This is a genomic window from Cupriavidus sp. LA-1 (assembly GCF_055385985.1).
Genome location: NZ_AP031388.1, coordinates 1,217,572 through 1,231,075, shown reverse-complemented (window position 1 = coordinate 1,231,075; position 13,504 = coordinate 1,217,572). Strand labels below are relative to the sequence as shown.

Below are 13,504 nucleotides of genomic sequence, written 5' to 3'. Positions count from 1 at the left end.
CACCATGGGACACGTATTCCGCACTGAAGAGCAGCAGGCTGCCGTCGATGGACTGAAACGCTTCCTCGACGCCGAGATCGATCCGATCTTCAGCAAGCAATACCGCGACAAGTTCGTGCCGCGCGACAAGATGGCCGACATCATGCGCCGGCTGACGGAATTCGGGCTGGTGTCGGGCATCGCGAGCGAAGCCAACGGTGGCATGGGCCTGGATTGGCTGACTTCGCTGATGCTGTTCGAGGAGGTGGCCACCACCTCGGCCGACCTGTCGGTGCCGGTGCTGATCAACTCGTTTGGCGTAGTGCTGCTCGAGAAGGTCGCGCCCCCGCATTTGCGTGAACGCTATCTGCCCGGCCTGTTGCGCGGAGACAGTTTCGTCTCGATGGGCATTTCCGAACCCGACGTCGGCTCCAACGTGTTGGAGATCAAAACCCGTGCGCGCCGCGATGGCGACCATTTCATCATCAACGGCGAAAAGACCTGGATCAGCAATGGCGAGTACTCGGACTTCCTGATCTGCACCTGCCGGACCAGCGATGACCCGCGCAAGGGGCTGACCCATTTCCTGCTCGACCGCAAGGAACATCCTTACGAAGTACGCGGCATCCATAAGATCGGCTTCAACAGCCAGTCCACCGCACAGATCTTCCTGACCGATGTGCGCGTGCCGGCCTCCAACATGATCGGCAACGAAGGCGAAGGGCTGCGCAACACGCTCTCGCTGTTCGAAAGGTCGCGCGTATTCGTCGCCGCCCAGGGACTGGGCATTGCCCGCCGCGCGCTCGAAGAAGCGGTGCGTTATGCGAAGGAGCGCCGCCAGCACGGCAAGGTCATCGCGGGTCACCAGTTGATCGCGGCGATGTTGGCCGAAATGGCGACCAATGTGGACGCTGCACGCCTTTTGACCTACCGCGCAGCGTCGATGATCGAAGCCGGCGTGCCGGCCGAGATGGAAGCGGCGATGGCCAAGTATTTCGCCTGCGAAGCCGCCGTGAAAATCGCCCGCCAGGCCGTGCAGATCCACGGGGGTAACGGCGTCACGACCGAATTCCTCGTCGAGAAGCTCGCGCGCGAGGCGATCATCGCGCCGATTCCGGAAGGCACGACTCAGATCCAGCAACTCATTATCGGCCGCGCGTTGACTGGCGTACCCGCGTTCTAAGCCATAGCCACAGGAGACATCATGCGTATTGAAGGAAAAGTTATCGTCATTACCGGCGGCGCATCGGGCCTCGGCCTGGCCGCAGGGCGCTACCTGGTACAGGAAAAAGGCGCGCGCGTCGTCATCTTTGATCTGAACGCCGAGGCCGGCGCCAAGGCGGTCGAGGATATCGGGGCCGAACACGCCATGTTCGTGCAAACCGACGTCAGCAACGAGGAATCGGTGCAGAACGCGGTGGCTGCCGTGACTGAGCGCTTCGGCGCGATTCACGTCTGCATCAATTGCGCCGCGCTGCCCACGCCGTGCAAGGTGCTGGGCAAGGAAGGCAAGGCCACACCGCTGGCAAAGTTCGCGCAGGTGACGTCGGTCAACGTCAATGGCGTGTTCAACGTCATGTCCAAATGCGCCGAGCAGATGGTCAGGAACGAACCGGAAGCCGGCGAGGAGCGCGGTGTGGTCATCAACATCTCGTCGGGTGCCGCCTACGAGGCACAGATCGGTCAAGTCGCCTACGCCGCCTCCAAGGCGGCGCTGCTCGGCATGAACATGCCGGCTGCGCGCGAACTCGGCGACGTCGGTATCCGTGTCAACGCCATTGCGCCCGGCCTGTTCCTGACGCCGATGGTGCAGACGCTCGACGAAAAGATCATCACTGCGTTGAAGTCGCAGATCGAGGCCCCGAAGCGCCTCGGCGACATGCGCGAGTTCGCGCATTGCTGCGCCTTCATCATCGAGAACGCCTACCTCAACGCGCACACCATTCGCCTGGACGCTGCATCACGCCTGCGCGCGCGCTAAACGCGCTTCGCCGGCGCCAGGGTGCCCTTCCTCCAACGAAGAGGGAGGGCAAAAGAACAAAGGAGACCATGCCATGAAAATGAACTTTTGCCGCGTCATGCGCCTGATGACGCTGCGCTTTCGCGACCGGCAAGCGATCGTCAATGTGGAGCGTGGCCGCAGCTACAGCTACCACGATTACCACCTGTTGACCAACCGCATCGCCGATGCGTTGCGCAATGCGCTCGGGGTTGGCAAGGGCGACAAGTTCCTGCTCATCCTGGAAAACGACAACCTGAGCCTGATGATGCTGCCGACTGTCCTCAAGCAGGAAGGCACGGTGGTCATGACCAACCTGCGCGACGCGCCGGAAGAGCATGCGCGTCAGGTCGAACTGGTCAAGCCGAAGGTCGTATTCATTGAAACTCGCCTGCTCGACGGCTACTACGCAATGTTGCGCGCGGCCAGGTGCGAGATCGTCGTCATGGACGATCCGACGCCGGAACAGGCTGCGCGCCCAGGCGTGCACGCATTCTGGAGCCTGGTCGACGCTGCCTCCGAACTCGACGTCGACGTGGAGCTGGACGACGACGAGCACATCTGCATGTTGCGCTTCACCGGCGGCACGACTGGCCAGGGCAAATGCGCGATGTACTCGATCGACAATCTGATGGCTTGCCGCGATGGCGGATTCGGCAACCCGGATTTCGGCTTCAACGACCGCACACGCATGTTGCACGTGGCGCCGCTCTCGCATGGCACGCTGATCGCTTTCATACCGACCTTCTATGCCGGCGGCGCCAACATTACGCTCAATCAGCTCGATCTCGAGCAATGGCGGAAAACAGTCGAACAGCGGCGCGTTACCCATTCCTTCCTGGTGCCAACCGTTCTGTACCGTCTGCTCGAATTGCAGCGCGCCAACCCACGCGATTTTTCTTCGCTGAACACCGTGATCTACGGCGCCGCCCCGATGAGTCCCGCCAAGCTCGAAGACCTGATCACGTGCTTCGGCCCCATCTTCGCGCAAGGCTACGCCGCCACCGAAGTTCCAATGTTTGTGTCGGCGCTCGACAAGGCCGAGCACGAGACGGCGCATACGACTGGCGGCGGCATCAAGCGCCTGTCGTCGGCTGGCCGGCCGACACCGGGCGTCGAAGTCTATGTAACCGACGAGCAGGGCAAACCGCTGCCAACCGGCCAATGCGGCGAAATCCGCATCCGCAGCCGAGCCATCATCAAGGGCTATTACAACAATGCGGAAACGACGGCCGCCGAGTTTGCCGACGGGGCGTGGAAGTCGGGCGACCTAGGCTACATCGACGAGGACGGCTATCTGTACATCGTCGACCGTTTGAAAGACATGATCATCAGCGGCGGCTTCAACGTCTATGCGGTTGAAGTCGAAGCGGCGCTGGCCTCCCACCCAGCCGTCATGATGTCCGCTGTGGTCGGCATTCCGCATCCGGAGTGGGGTGAGGCCGTGCATGCGGAAGTGGTGCTGCGTCCCGGCGCGTCGGTCGAGGCCGCCGAACTGATCGCGCACGCCAAGGAAAAGCTCGGCAGCTACAAGGCCCCGAAGTCGATCGCGTTCGTCGAGCAATTGCCGACCTCGGTGGTCGGCAAGGTGTTGCGGCGCGCGGTCAAGGAAAAGTACTGGCAAAACATGCAGCGCAAGGTCAGCTAGGCAGCTCCATTTGAGATGCAAGCGGGAGCCCACTCATGGCCATACCATCCGCCCTACCCGGTCCGCCAAGATTTACCTGGCAGGGATGGTGGTATCGGTGTTCACATCGTTTGGTTTGTCCAGCACCGGCCGCTTCAATGTTTCCTCTCGTCGCGCACGCGCGAGAAGGTTTACCGCGATGGTGACGTGGAGGCCGGCATCGTTTCGCTGGGGCCGGCAGGCGGCTTTGCCGACGGCATTCATCCGGCGGGATGGATCGTGGAGCGGCTGATGGGCGAGGCTGTGGAAGCCACTCGATCGCTTGGGCATTGTCTCGTGCAAGGCGGTCCCGGCAGCTAATCCCGCAGCGTTGACTTGCGAGAGTCATCGTCAAGCAAGCGGCGGCAGATACGGAATCAGAAGCGCGATGATGGGCCAGGCGCAAGTGGATGATCTGCTGGCCAGCCTGGGGTTCTGAGGTCCCTTGATCCCCCAGGCTTATCCGCCTCAACCCTGAAGATGATCCTTCATCTTCGCCAGCACGATGGCCAGCGCAGCCCCGCCCAGCGTCTTCACCAGCGTCGGGTGCTGCGCATAGAAATTACCGAGCTGGTCGATCACGCCCGGGTGCGACTGCTCTGCGTGCGCGGCGATCTGCTGGACCTGCTCGGGTGTGAGCTGGCTGGCCTGCTCGCCCGTGACCTGGCTGGCGCCAGGTGTCAGCACGTTGCCCAGTGCCCCGCCCGCTGCCTGCGTCAGCGCGCCCGACCCGACCGTCGCCAGCAATTGGTTCAGCATGGTTGCGCGTTGTTCCGGCGTCGAGTTGGCGAACAGCTGCGCGACCATCTGGGCAAACGGCGGCGTCTGGTCCGATTTGAAGGCGTCGGCAAGCCCCTTGCCCACGACGTCTGCCGGCGCCTGCTGCGCGACCTGTTCGAAATGCTGCTCCGGGTTCGAGCCCAGCATGCCCGCGGCCTGCTGCAAAAGATCCATCAGTCCCATGGTTGTCGCTCCGTTAGCCCTTCTGTCTGGTGACGAGGTGGTAGGCCACCAGCAGGATCGCGGCGCCTACCACCGCGCCGATAAATCCCGCCGACTGGCCCTTGTGATACCAGCCCAGCATCTGGCCGAGGTAGGTTGCCGCAAGTGAACCGCCGATACCGAGCGCAGCGGTCAGGAAGAAGCCCGACGGGCCGCGCCCGGGGGTGAGGAATTTGGCCACGAGTCCGGCCACAAAGCCGATAAGGATGGTCCAGATCAGGTGCATGACAAGTTCGCCTTGTACGGTGATGCTCAGGTTGGTGCGCTACAAGTCTGGGGGCAAACGCAGGCGAGGGCCCCAACCGGCGCCCTCGCCATGGTCCGCCCGCCAGGTCCGGTGCTTAGCTGCAGGCCTTGCCGTGGTCGGCGTGGAAACCCTGTGATTTGGCTTGTGCCTCCGGCATGTACTCGCCATTCTTGGTGGTCCCGTACCATTTTGATCCTGAGCAATGGTAGGTCTTGGAGGACTTGTTTACCCAGACCTGGCCAGGACCGCCGCCGGGAGCGGGTGTGGCCGCTGTCTTCTTGGGCGCAGGGGTAGCCGCAGGCGCAGGCGTCGTGGTCGCGGGAGCGCTCGCCTTGGCCGGAGGCGCGGTCGGTGTGGCAGGCGCGGCCGCAGCCGGCATCGGTGCGCTGGCGGCTGTCTGCGTGGCGGCAGGTTTTCCGGCCCATTCCTTCACGCCGCCATGGCCGGAGCAGGCGCCTTGCTTGCTGGCGCCGGAATAGGTGGTTCCATCCTTGCAGGTTGCGGTCGGGGCTGGCTGTGCCACGGCCGCCAGGGAGGTCAGCAGTCCGGCGGTGAGAACGACGAGAAAGCGCTTCATGGAGAACTCCTGCATTGACAGTTGGGGAATGACTGCGACAGCATTAACGCCTAACTTGACAACAATCTTCGCGATTTCTGCCCCATCGTGCCTGTAATGACGGCAATCGGCCGCCATTGCCAGCCCTCTGGTGCTGGCTCCTACAACGGGCCCTGGATCGCCGGCGTTGACGGTAGCTGCGGGCAGGTTTGTAACAATGTTGCGGCGTCCAGCTGGGCCAGGTCGGTGCGCTGGCCCTCAAGTCGCTCCCGCCCGCGCCGTTAATTCTCACCCCGCTGCTCATTGCCCAAACAGCAGCGAAATCCCCCGCCTTTTCCGCCTAATGCCCACCGGGTCCTGCTTCGATAATCCCTGCTGACGAATAGCGGCCTGCCGCTTCGCACGGAGCGTGGATGTCCGAAGAAAGCGATCTCGAGAAAACCGAACCCGCCTCACCCCGGCGCCTGGAAAAGGCGCGCGAGGAGGGGCAGGTAGTGCGTTCGCGCGAGCTGGCCACGTTCGTCATGCTGATCGCCGGCGTCACCGGCCTGTGGACGCTGGGCGGCCAGCTGGGCCGCAGCCTGAACCAGGTGATGCAGGGCGCGCTGCGCTTCGAGCCGGCGACGGCATTCGATACCTCGCGCATGCTGTCGCGCTTCGGCCTGATGGTGTGGGACAGCCTGCTGGCCTTCCTGCCCCTGCTGCTGCTGTTCGGTGTGGCCGCGCTGGCCGCGCCGCTGCTGCTGGGCGGCTGGGTGTTCTCGACCAAGTCGTTCGCGCCGCAGTTCTCGCGCCTGTCGCCGCTGGCGGGGCTGGGCCGGATGTTCTCCGCGCATTCGCTGGTGGAGCTGCTCAAGGCCGTGGCCAAGTCGCTGCTGGTGGGCAGCGTGGGCGCCTGGGTATTGTGGAAGCGCCTGCCCGAGGCCATCGCGCTGATGAATGCGCCGGTGCAGGAAGCGCTGCTGCATATGATCGACCTGGTGCTGCACTGCTGCCTGGTGGTGTCGCTGTCGCTGCTCGTGGTGGCGGCCATCGACGTGCCGTGGCAGTACTGGGAGTTCTTCAAGAAGCTGCGCATGACCAAGGAAGAGGTCAAGCAGGAGTTCAAGGAGAGCGAGGGCGACCCCCATATCAAGAACCGCATCCGCCAGCAGCAGCGCGCCATGGCGCGCCGCCGCATGATGACCGAGGTGCCCAAGGCCGACGTGGTGGTGACCAACCCCACCCACTTTGCCGTGGCGCTGCGCTATGAGGAAGGGCGCATGGGCGCGCCGCGCGTGGTGGCCAAGGGCACCGGCGATGTTGCCGCCCGCATCCGCGCGCTGGCCGCCGAGCACCGCGTGCCGCTGATGTCGGCGCCGCCGCTGGCGCGCGCGCTGCACCGCCATGTGGAGCTGGGCCAGGAAATCCCCGCCGGACTGTATACCGCCGTGGCCGAAGTGCTGGCCTGGGTCTATCAACTGAAGCACTGGCACTACTCGCAGGGCCCGCAACCGCAGGCGCCCGCCGACCTGCCGGTGCCCGATGAACTCGCCGTACCGGAAATGCGCGAATGAACGCTCTGAGCAACCTGTTCAACCTGCCCGGCCTGCGCGCCGCCGGCCAGATGAAGGCCATGACCGGGCCGCTGCTGATCATCATGATCCTCGGGATGATGATCCTGCCGCTGCCGGCTTTTGTGCTGGACCTGCTGTTCACCTTCAATATCGCGCTGGCGATCATGGTGCTGCTGGTCAGCATGTACACGCAGAAGGCGCTGGACTTTGCCGCCTTCCCGGCGGTGCTGCTGTTCACCACGCTGCTGCGCCTGTCGCTCAACGTCGCGTCCACGCGCGTGGTGCTGCTCGAAGGCCATACCGGCCCGGATGCCGCGGGCAAGGTGGTGGAGGCCTTCGGCCACTTCCTGGTGGGCGGCAACTTCGCCGTGGGCATCGTGGTGTTCGCGATCCTGGTGGTGATCAACTTCATGGTGATTACCAAAGGTGCCGGCCGTATTGCCGAAGTCGGCGCGCGTTTCATGCTGGACTCGATGCCCGGCAAGCAGATGGCGATCGATGCCGACCTGAACGCGGGCCTGATCAACGAAGAGGGCGCCAAGAAGCGCCGCGCCGAAGTGGCGCAGGAATCCGACTTCTACGGCGCCATGGACGGTGCCAGCAAGTTCGTGCGCGGCGATGCCGTGGCGGGCCTGCTGATCATGTTCATCAACGTCGCCGCCGGCATGGTGGTGGGCATGGTGCAGCACGACCTGGACTTCGGCACCGCCGTGCACAACTACACGCTGCTGACCATCGGCGACGGCCTGGTGGCGCAGATCCCGGCGCTGGTGATCTCCACCGCCGCGGGCGTGATCGTGTCGCGCGTGTCGAACGAGCAGGACGTTGGCGAGCAGCTCACCGGCCAGCTCTTCGCCAACCCGCGCGTGCTGTACCTGACCGCGGGCATCATTGGCCTGATGGGCATCATCCCGGGCATGCCGCACTTTGCCTTCCTGCTGCTGGCCGGCGTGCTGGTGTGGATGGGCCGCTATATGTCGCGCCGCGCGGCCACGCAGGCGCAAGTCAGGCAGCGCGAGGAGCGCACCCCGGCGGTGGCGCCGGAATCCACCGAAGCCAGCTGGGACGATGTCACGCTGGTCGACCCGCTCGGCATGGAAGTGGGCTACCGCCTGATCACGCTGGTGGACCGCGCGCAGGACGGCGAGCTGCTGGGCCGTATCAAGAGCATCCGCAAGAAGGTGGCGCAGGAGATCGGCTTCCTGGTGCCGGTGGTGCATATCCGCGACAACCTGGAACTCAAGCCCAACGCCTACCGCATCACGCTCAAGGGTGTGGAGATCGGCCGCGGCGAGGCCATGCCGGGCCAGTGGATGGCAATCAACCCCGGCCAGGTCAGCGGCACGCTGCCGGGCGCGGCCACGCGCGATCCCGCCTTCGGCCTGCCGGCGGTGTGGATCGATGCGGGCATCAAGGAGCAGGCGCAGGCCTTCGGCTATACCGTGGTCGATGCCAGCACGGTGGTGGCCACGCACCTGAACCACGTGATCCACATGCACGCGGCCGAGCTGCTGGGCCGCCAGGAAGTACAGGCGCTGCTGGACCGCATCGCCAAGGACTCGCCCAAGCTGACCGAGGACCTGGTGCCGAAGACCATTTCGCTGACCGCGCTGCAGAAGATCCTGCAGAACCTGCTGGACGAAGGCGTGCCCATCCGCGACATGCGCACCATCCTGGATGTGGTGGCCGAGCATGCGCCCAAGATCAGCGACCCGAACGAGCTGACCGCGATGGTGCGCGTGGCGCTGGGCCGCGCGATCACGCAGCAGCTGTTCCCGAACAACGCCGACCTGCAGGTGATTGGCCTCGATGCCGGCCTGGAGCGCGTGCTGTCGCAGGCGCTGACCAACGGCGGCGGGATCGAGCCGGGCCTGGCCGACGCCTTGCTGCAACAGACCCAGGGCGCAGTCACGCGCCAGGAGCAGATGGGCATGGACCCGGTGCTGCTGGTGCCGTCGCAGCTGCGCCCGCTGATGGCGCGCTTCCTGCGGCGCACCATGCCGCAGCTGAGGGTGCTGTCGCATGCCGAAGTCCCGGACAACCGCAATATCCGCGTCACCGCCATGATCGGCGCGTGAGGAGTCAAAGATGAGCGTAGCCAAGTTTGTCGCGGCCAACGGCCGCGAAGCCATGCGCCAGGTGCGCGAAGCGATGGGCCCGGACGCTGTGGTGCTGTCCAACCGCACCGTCGAGGGCGGCGTGGAGATCGTCGCCATGCGCGATACGGATCTGGGCAGCGTGCAGGCCACGGCGCAGGTCTACGTGCCGCCCGCGCCGGCGGTCGATCCCGCCGCCATCGGCGACCTGCGCGGCGAGCTGCAATCGATGCGCGCGATGATCGAGCGCCAGCTGGCCGGGATCAATCCTGCCCCTGGCGTGGTTGCCAGCGCGGCAGCGCACGGCGTAGCCGCCAGCGACCCGCTGCGCGAATCGCTGTTTGAATGGATGGTCGGCGCGGGCTTTTCCGGACAGCTGGCGCGCACGCTGCTGGCGCGGTTGCCGCTGGGCTACGACCGCCCCGCGGCCATGGGCTGGATCCGCGCCGAGCTGGCCAGCAAGCTGCCGGTGCTGGGCGACGAGGACAGCCTCTTTGCGCAAGGCGGTGTGCTGGCGCTGGTGGGCCCCACCGGCGTGGGCAAGACCACCACCACGGCCAAGCTGGCGGCGCGCTTCGTGCTGCGCCACGGCGCTGACAAGCTGGCGCTGCTGACCACCGACAGCTTCCGTATCGGCGCCCATGAGCAGCTGCGCATCTACGGCGACATCCTGGGTGTGCCGGTGCATGCGGTGAAGGACGCCGCCGACCTGCGCTTCGCGCTGGCGGCGATGAAGGACAAGCACCTGGTGATCATCGACACCGTTGGCATGAGCCAGCGCGACCGCAGCCTGTCGGAACAGATCGCCATGCTCGCCGGCGTGCCCGCGCCGGTGCAGCGCGTGCTGCTGCTCAACGGCGCCAGCCACGGCGATACCCTCAATGAAGTGGTGCACGCCTACCGCCATGACGCCGCGCCTGACGGCGGCGGCATCGACGGCTGCATCATCAGCAAGCTGGATGAAGCCACCCACCTGGGCTCGGTGCTGGACGTGGTGATCCGCCACCGCCTGCCGGTGTTCTACGCCTCCACCGGCCAGCGCGTGCCCGAGCATCTTGAGCTGGCCAACGGCACCACGCTGGTCGAGCGCGCCTTCCTGACGCCGCGCCGCGGTTCGGTGTTTGCCGATGCCGACGCCGCGCGCCGGCGCACCGCCGGCGCAGATGACGAGGCGCCCACGCGAGGCGGCGCCGACGAGGTGCTGCGCTCGCTGACCGACAGCGCCGACGCGCTGAGCCAGTGCGTGGCCGAATTGAATGGCGCGGGCCTGGGTTTCGATCTGGCCCGCTCGCTGTGGCAACAGCGCAGCGCCGGCGCCCCGGCCCTGCGCGCCATGTCGCAGCAGGTGCGTGAAGCGGTCTGCCGCGACGTGACCGGCCAGTGCGAGCAGTACGTGCTGGCCGCCGCCGCCACGCTGCAGGTGGCCGTGCCCGGCCGCCGCGCGCCGCAGCCGATGCAGCATACGCTGTGGCTCGCCGACCGCAACGGCATGCCGCTGGCCGCTACCGTGACGCCGACCGGCCGGGGGCACGGTGCCGGCCAGCCGCTGGGCGAAGCCGAGTCCGATGCCGCCAACCTGCGCGCCGCCATGAGCGCCGCGCGCAAGGTGGTCAACCTGCTTGACGCCGTGCCCGCCGCCGCCACGCTGGCGCGCTGGCAGCAGGCCGGCGAGCGCTGGGTAGCCGGCGCGCGCAAGACCGCGCGCGTGGTCGGCGCCGGCGCCGCCTGGAAGCTCGATGCACTGGCCGATACGCTGACCTTCCACGCCGTCGGCGAGGACACCGTGCGCGAGCGTGACGCCGTGCGCTGGCTGGCCAGTGTCGACGTGCGCGTGCCGGACAGCCCGGTGCGCGGCAAGGGCACGCCCGAAGGCGGCATCGACGCCTGCCTGGTGGTGGCCCGCCTGGCCGACCGCGCCACCGGTGAACTGCTCGATACCCGCTACCTGCTGTGCGATCCGGCGCTGGCGCAGGATGCCGCGCAGGTGGCGCGCTGGGCCTTGTGGACCGACGCGGCCGATGCGCGCCTGCGCACGTTGCGCCACGCCATCGACCACTTCGCCCAGGACGCCGAAAGCGGCCACGCCGCCGGCGCCGCCGTGGCCGCGCTGCAGCTCGGATTGTCGGTGCTGCGCCTGGAACACGCGCCGACCGCGGCCGCGCCCGCCTTCCTCGCGCGCCTGGCCGGCCGCACGGTGCGCGAGGGCGTGCCGGTGCCGGGCCCGGTGCTCAACGAGGGCATGGGCCGCGTGCTGGCGCTGCTCGACGTGCTGGAAAACTATCCGGGCCGCGGCGCTGCCGTGCCGGCTGCAGCGATGGAGGTGCTGCCGTGAGCGGCCTCGCCATGGACCAGGCCGAGAGCCTGCGCCGGATGCTGGCGCCGCGCACGACACGCCGTATCGCGGTGGTCGCCAGCGAATGCGGTGCCGGCGCCACTACCGTGGCCCTGGGTTTGTCGCACGCGCTGGCCATGCAGGGCGAGCGCGTGCTGCTGGTCGATGAAGACGCCGCCGCGGCGCGCGCCACGCGGCTGTCCGGCGCCAGGCCGGCCGGCACGCTGGCCGATGTCAACGCAGGCCGCCTGTCGCTGGAAGCTGCTGCCGGCACTGGCCCGGGCGGCGTGCTGTCGGTGCTGCCGGCAGGCCGGCCCGTGCCGGGAAACACCTTGCCGGCCGCAGGTGGCTTTCGCAGCGTGGTGGTGGATGCCGCCATCGATGCCGACGGCGTGCTGTCGCCGCTCGCGGGCGGTGCGCACAACGTGCTGGTGGTGATGCGGCCGGAGCTGGCGTCGATCACGGATGCCTACGCCTGCATCAAGCGCCTGCACCACCTGTATGCCTGGCGCCAGTTCCACCTGATCGTCAACATGGCGGCAAGCGAGGCCACGGTGCAGGCCATCCTGCGCAACCTGGCGCGTACCGCCAGCCAGTATCTCGGCGTCGAGGTGCTGTGCGCGGGCTGGCTGCCGTCCGACCCGCTGGTGGCGCGCGGCGTGCAGCTGGGCCGCTGCGTGGTCGAGGCGTTTCCGGCGGCGCCGGCCACCACGGCACTGCGCCGTACCGCCGGCGGCATCGGCGCCTGGCCGCTGCGTGCAGACGCCGCTGCGCCTGCCGCAACCCCCGCGATGGCCTGAGCCTGCCAGCCATGCCAACTTACCGAACTGCACCCTGAGCCAGCCGGCCGCCGCAAGGCGTGCCGGACCAGCAATCCAGCATTCACGAGAATTGCACCATGTACACGATCCAGGGAAAGCTCGAACAGGCCGACGTGGTCAAGGCGCACGCGCAACTGGTGCGCCGCATCGCGCTGCAACTGGCCGCCAGGCTGCCCGCCAGCGTACAGATCGACGACCTGATCCAGGCCGGCATGATCGGCCTGCTCGACGCCGCCAAACGCTATGAAGATACCCATGGCGCGCGCTTCGAGACCTACGCCAGCCAGCGCATCCGTGGCGCCATGCTCGACGAGGTGCGTGCCAACGACTGGCAGTCGCGCAGCCTGCGCCAGTTCACCCGCCGCATCGAACGCACGCAGCGCAACCTGGAGCAGAAGCTAGGGCGCACGCCGATCGATTCCGAGGTGGCCGAGGCCATGGAGATGCCGCTGGACGAATACCAGCTGCTGCTCAACGAGGTCTATGGCTGCCAGCTGCTGCACTACGAGGATTTCGAGCGCTCCGGCGAAGAGGACTTCCTGGACCGCCACCTCGGCGGCAGCGATGACGGTAACCCGCTGACCGTGCTGATGGAAAGCGGCATGCGCCAGGCGCTGGTCCGCGCCATCGAGCGGCTGCCCGAGCGCGAGAAGCTGGTGCTGTCGCTGTGCTACGACCAGGAGCTGAACCTGCGCGAGATCGGCGCGGTGCTCGAAGTGACCGAGTCGCGCGTGTGCCAGATCCGCGGCCAGGCGATTACCCGGCTGCGCAACCAGTTGCGCGGCTTGTTGTGATGCGCGGGGCGGACCGCGCCGCACGGGGCGCCTGCTGGATGTTGCTTGCCGTATCGGCCTGCGCCTGGGCGGCGTTCGACGCCGGCACACGCCATGCGTGGACCGGCTCGGTCAACGGTCCAGCCCTCTACGGCCGCGGCCAGCGCGCGGTGTCGCCGCCGATCCTGCCCACCGGCGTCCTGCCGCAGTCGGAAGGGGTGATTACCTCGGTGCGCTGGCGCTACAGCTTCGTCAGGACCCCACCGGTGGAGCTGCAAGCTTATCTCTGCAATGCCCAGCGCTGCGTGCTGCTGCCCGAGGCCGAAGGCAAGACCGACGCGTTCGTTGGGGATGACGCCACCAAGGGCTTTGTGTTCGCGTTCCGGGTGCCGGGGCAGGGTAGCCTGGTGCCGGTGCTGCAGGGGCGCAGCAATGAGGTGGTGGTGGGGTTCAGGTAGGAATGAATGTTCCGTTTTT

Annotated in this window: 13 protein-coding genes; 9 read left to right on the top strand and 4 right to left on the bottom strand. The window is 66.8% G+C overall.

Annotation, left to right across the window (positions count from 1 at the left end; translation table 11 throughout):
- The first annotated feature begins 4 nt into the window (after positions 1 to 4).
- The 3 genes from ACZ5MJ_RS24830 (at position 5) to ACZ5MJ_RS24820 (ending at position 3,626) form a co-directional block, all read left to right on the top strand.
- The gene (locus tag ACZ5MJ_RS24830) at positions 5 to 1,162 is read left to right on the top strand and encodes an acyl-CoA dehydrogenase family protein (protein ID WP_464226329.1); all 1,158 of its coding nucleotides are present in this window, start codon (positions 5 to 7) and stop codon (positions 1,160 to 1,162) included.
- 21 nt (positions 1,163 to 1,183) lie between these two features.
- Positions 1,184 to 1,960 carry an SDR family NAD(P)-dependent oxidoreductase gene (locus ACZ5MJ_RS24825; protein ID WP_464226328.1) on the top strand — a complete coding sequence of 259 codons (777 nt, stop codon included), beginning with the start codon at positions 1,184 to 1,186 and terminating at the stop codon, positions 1,958 to 1,960.
- A gap of 73 nt (positions 1,961 to 2,033) precedes the next feature.
- Positions 2,034 to 3,626 carry a class I adenylate-forming enzyme family protein gene (locus ACZ5MJ_RS24820; RefSeq protein WP_464226327.1) on the top strand — a complete coding sequence of 531 codons (1,593 nt, stop codon included), beginning with the start codon at positions 2,034 to 2,036 and terminating at the stop codon, positions 3,624 to 3,626.
- A gap of 72 nt (positions 3,627 to 3,698) precedes the next feature.
- Here the strand turns inward: ACZ5MJ_RS24820 and ACZ5MJ_RS24815 are convergent, their stop codons facing one another.
- From ACZ5MJ_RS24815 to ACZ5MJ_RS24800, 4 genes are all read right to left on the bottom strand, one after another.
- Positions 3,699 to 3,935: a hypothetical protein gene (locus ACZ5MJ_RS24815; protein ID WP_464226326.1), complete on the bottom strand. Its 237-nt coding sequence runs from the start codon at positions 3,933 to 3,935 to the stop codon at positions 3,699 to 3,701.
- A gap of 177 nt (positions 3,936 to 4,112) precedes the next feature.
- Complete coding sequence (locus ACZ5MJ_RS24810) at positions 4,113 to 4,607, bottom strand: hypothetical protein (RefSeq protein WP_464226324.1); 495 nt, start codon at positions 4,605 to 4,607, stop codon at positions 4,113 to 4,115.
- Between the two features lie 13 nt (positions 4,608 to 4,620).
- Positions 4,621 to 4,872, bottom strand: a complete 252-nt coding sequence (locus ACZ5MJ_RS24805; RefSeq protein ID WP_464226323.1) for a GlsB/YeaQ/YmgE family stress response membrane protein — start codon at positions 4,870 to 4,872, stop codon at positions 4,621 to 4,623.
- A gap of 115 nt (positions 4,873 to 4,987) precedes the next feature.
- Positions 4,988 to 5,470, bottom strand: a complete 483-nt coding sequence (locus ACZ5MJ_RS24800) for a DUF3761 domain-containing protein (RefSeq protein WP_078201334.1) — start codon at positions 5,468 to 5,470, stop codon at positions 4,988 to 4,990.
- Between the two features lie 392 nt (positions 5,471 to 5,862).
- Between ACZ5MJ_RS24800 and flhB the strand changes: the two genes are divergently transcribed.
- From flhB to ACZ5MJ_RS24770, 6 genes are all read left to right on the top strand, one after another.
- Positions 5,863 to 7,005, top strand: coding sequence for a flagellar biosynthesis protein FlhB (flhB, locus tag ACZ5MJ_RS24795; RefSeq protein WP_464226322.1), 1,143 nt, complete (start codon positions 5,863 to 5,865; stop codon positions 7,003 to 7,005).
- On the top strand, positions 7,002 to 9,083 hold the full coding sequence (flhA, locus tag ACZ5MJ_RS24790; RefSeq protein WP_464226321.1) for a flagellar biosynthesis protein FlhA: 2,082 nt from the start codon (positions 7,002 to 7,004) through the stop codon (positions 9,081 to 9,083). The genes flhB and flhA overlap by 4 nt, the downstream gene beginning before the upstream one ends.
- A 10-nt stretch (positions 9,084 to 9,093) precedes the next feature.
- A complete protein-coding gene (flhF, locus tag ACZ5MJ_RS24785; protein WP_464226319.1) occupies positions 9,094 to 11,433 on the top strand; it encodes a flagellar biosynthesis protein FlhF in 2,340 nt (779 codons plus the stop codon).
- A gap of 11 nt (positions 11,434 to 11,444) precedes the next feature.
- Positions 11,445 to 12,233 (top strand): MinD/ParA family ATP-binding protein, encoded by a 789-nt coding sequence (locus ACZ5MJ_RS24780; RefSeq protein ID WP_464226603.1) that lies wholly within the window; start codon positions 11,445 to 11,447, stop codon positions 12,231 to 12,233.
- Between the two features lie 98 nt (positions 12,234 to 12,331).
- A complete protein-coding gene (locus ACZ5MJ_RS24775) occupies positions 12,332 to 13,048 on the top strand; it encodes an RNA polymerase sigma factor FliA (protein ID WP_464226318.1) in 717 nt (238 codons plus the stop codon).
- Positions 13,048 to 13,485 (top strand): flagellar protein FlhE, encoded by a 438-nt coding sequence (locus tag ACZ5MJ_RS24770; RefSeq protein ID WP_464226315.1) that lies wholly within the window; start codon positions 13,048 to 13,050, stop codon positions 13,483 to 13,485. The genes ACZ5MJ_RS24775 and ACZ5MJ_RS24770 overlap by 1 nt, the downstream gene beginning before the upstream one ends.
- The last annotated feature ends 19 nt before the right edge of the window (positions 13,486 to 13,504 follow it).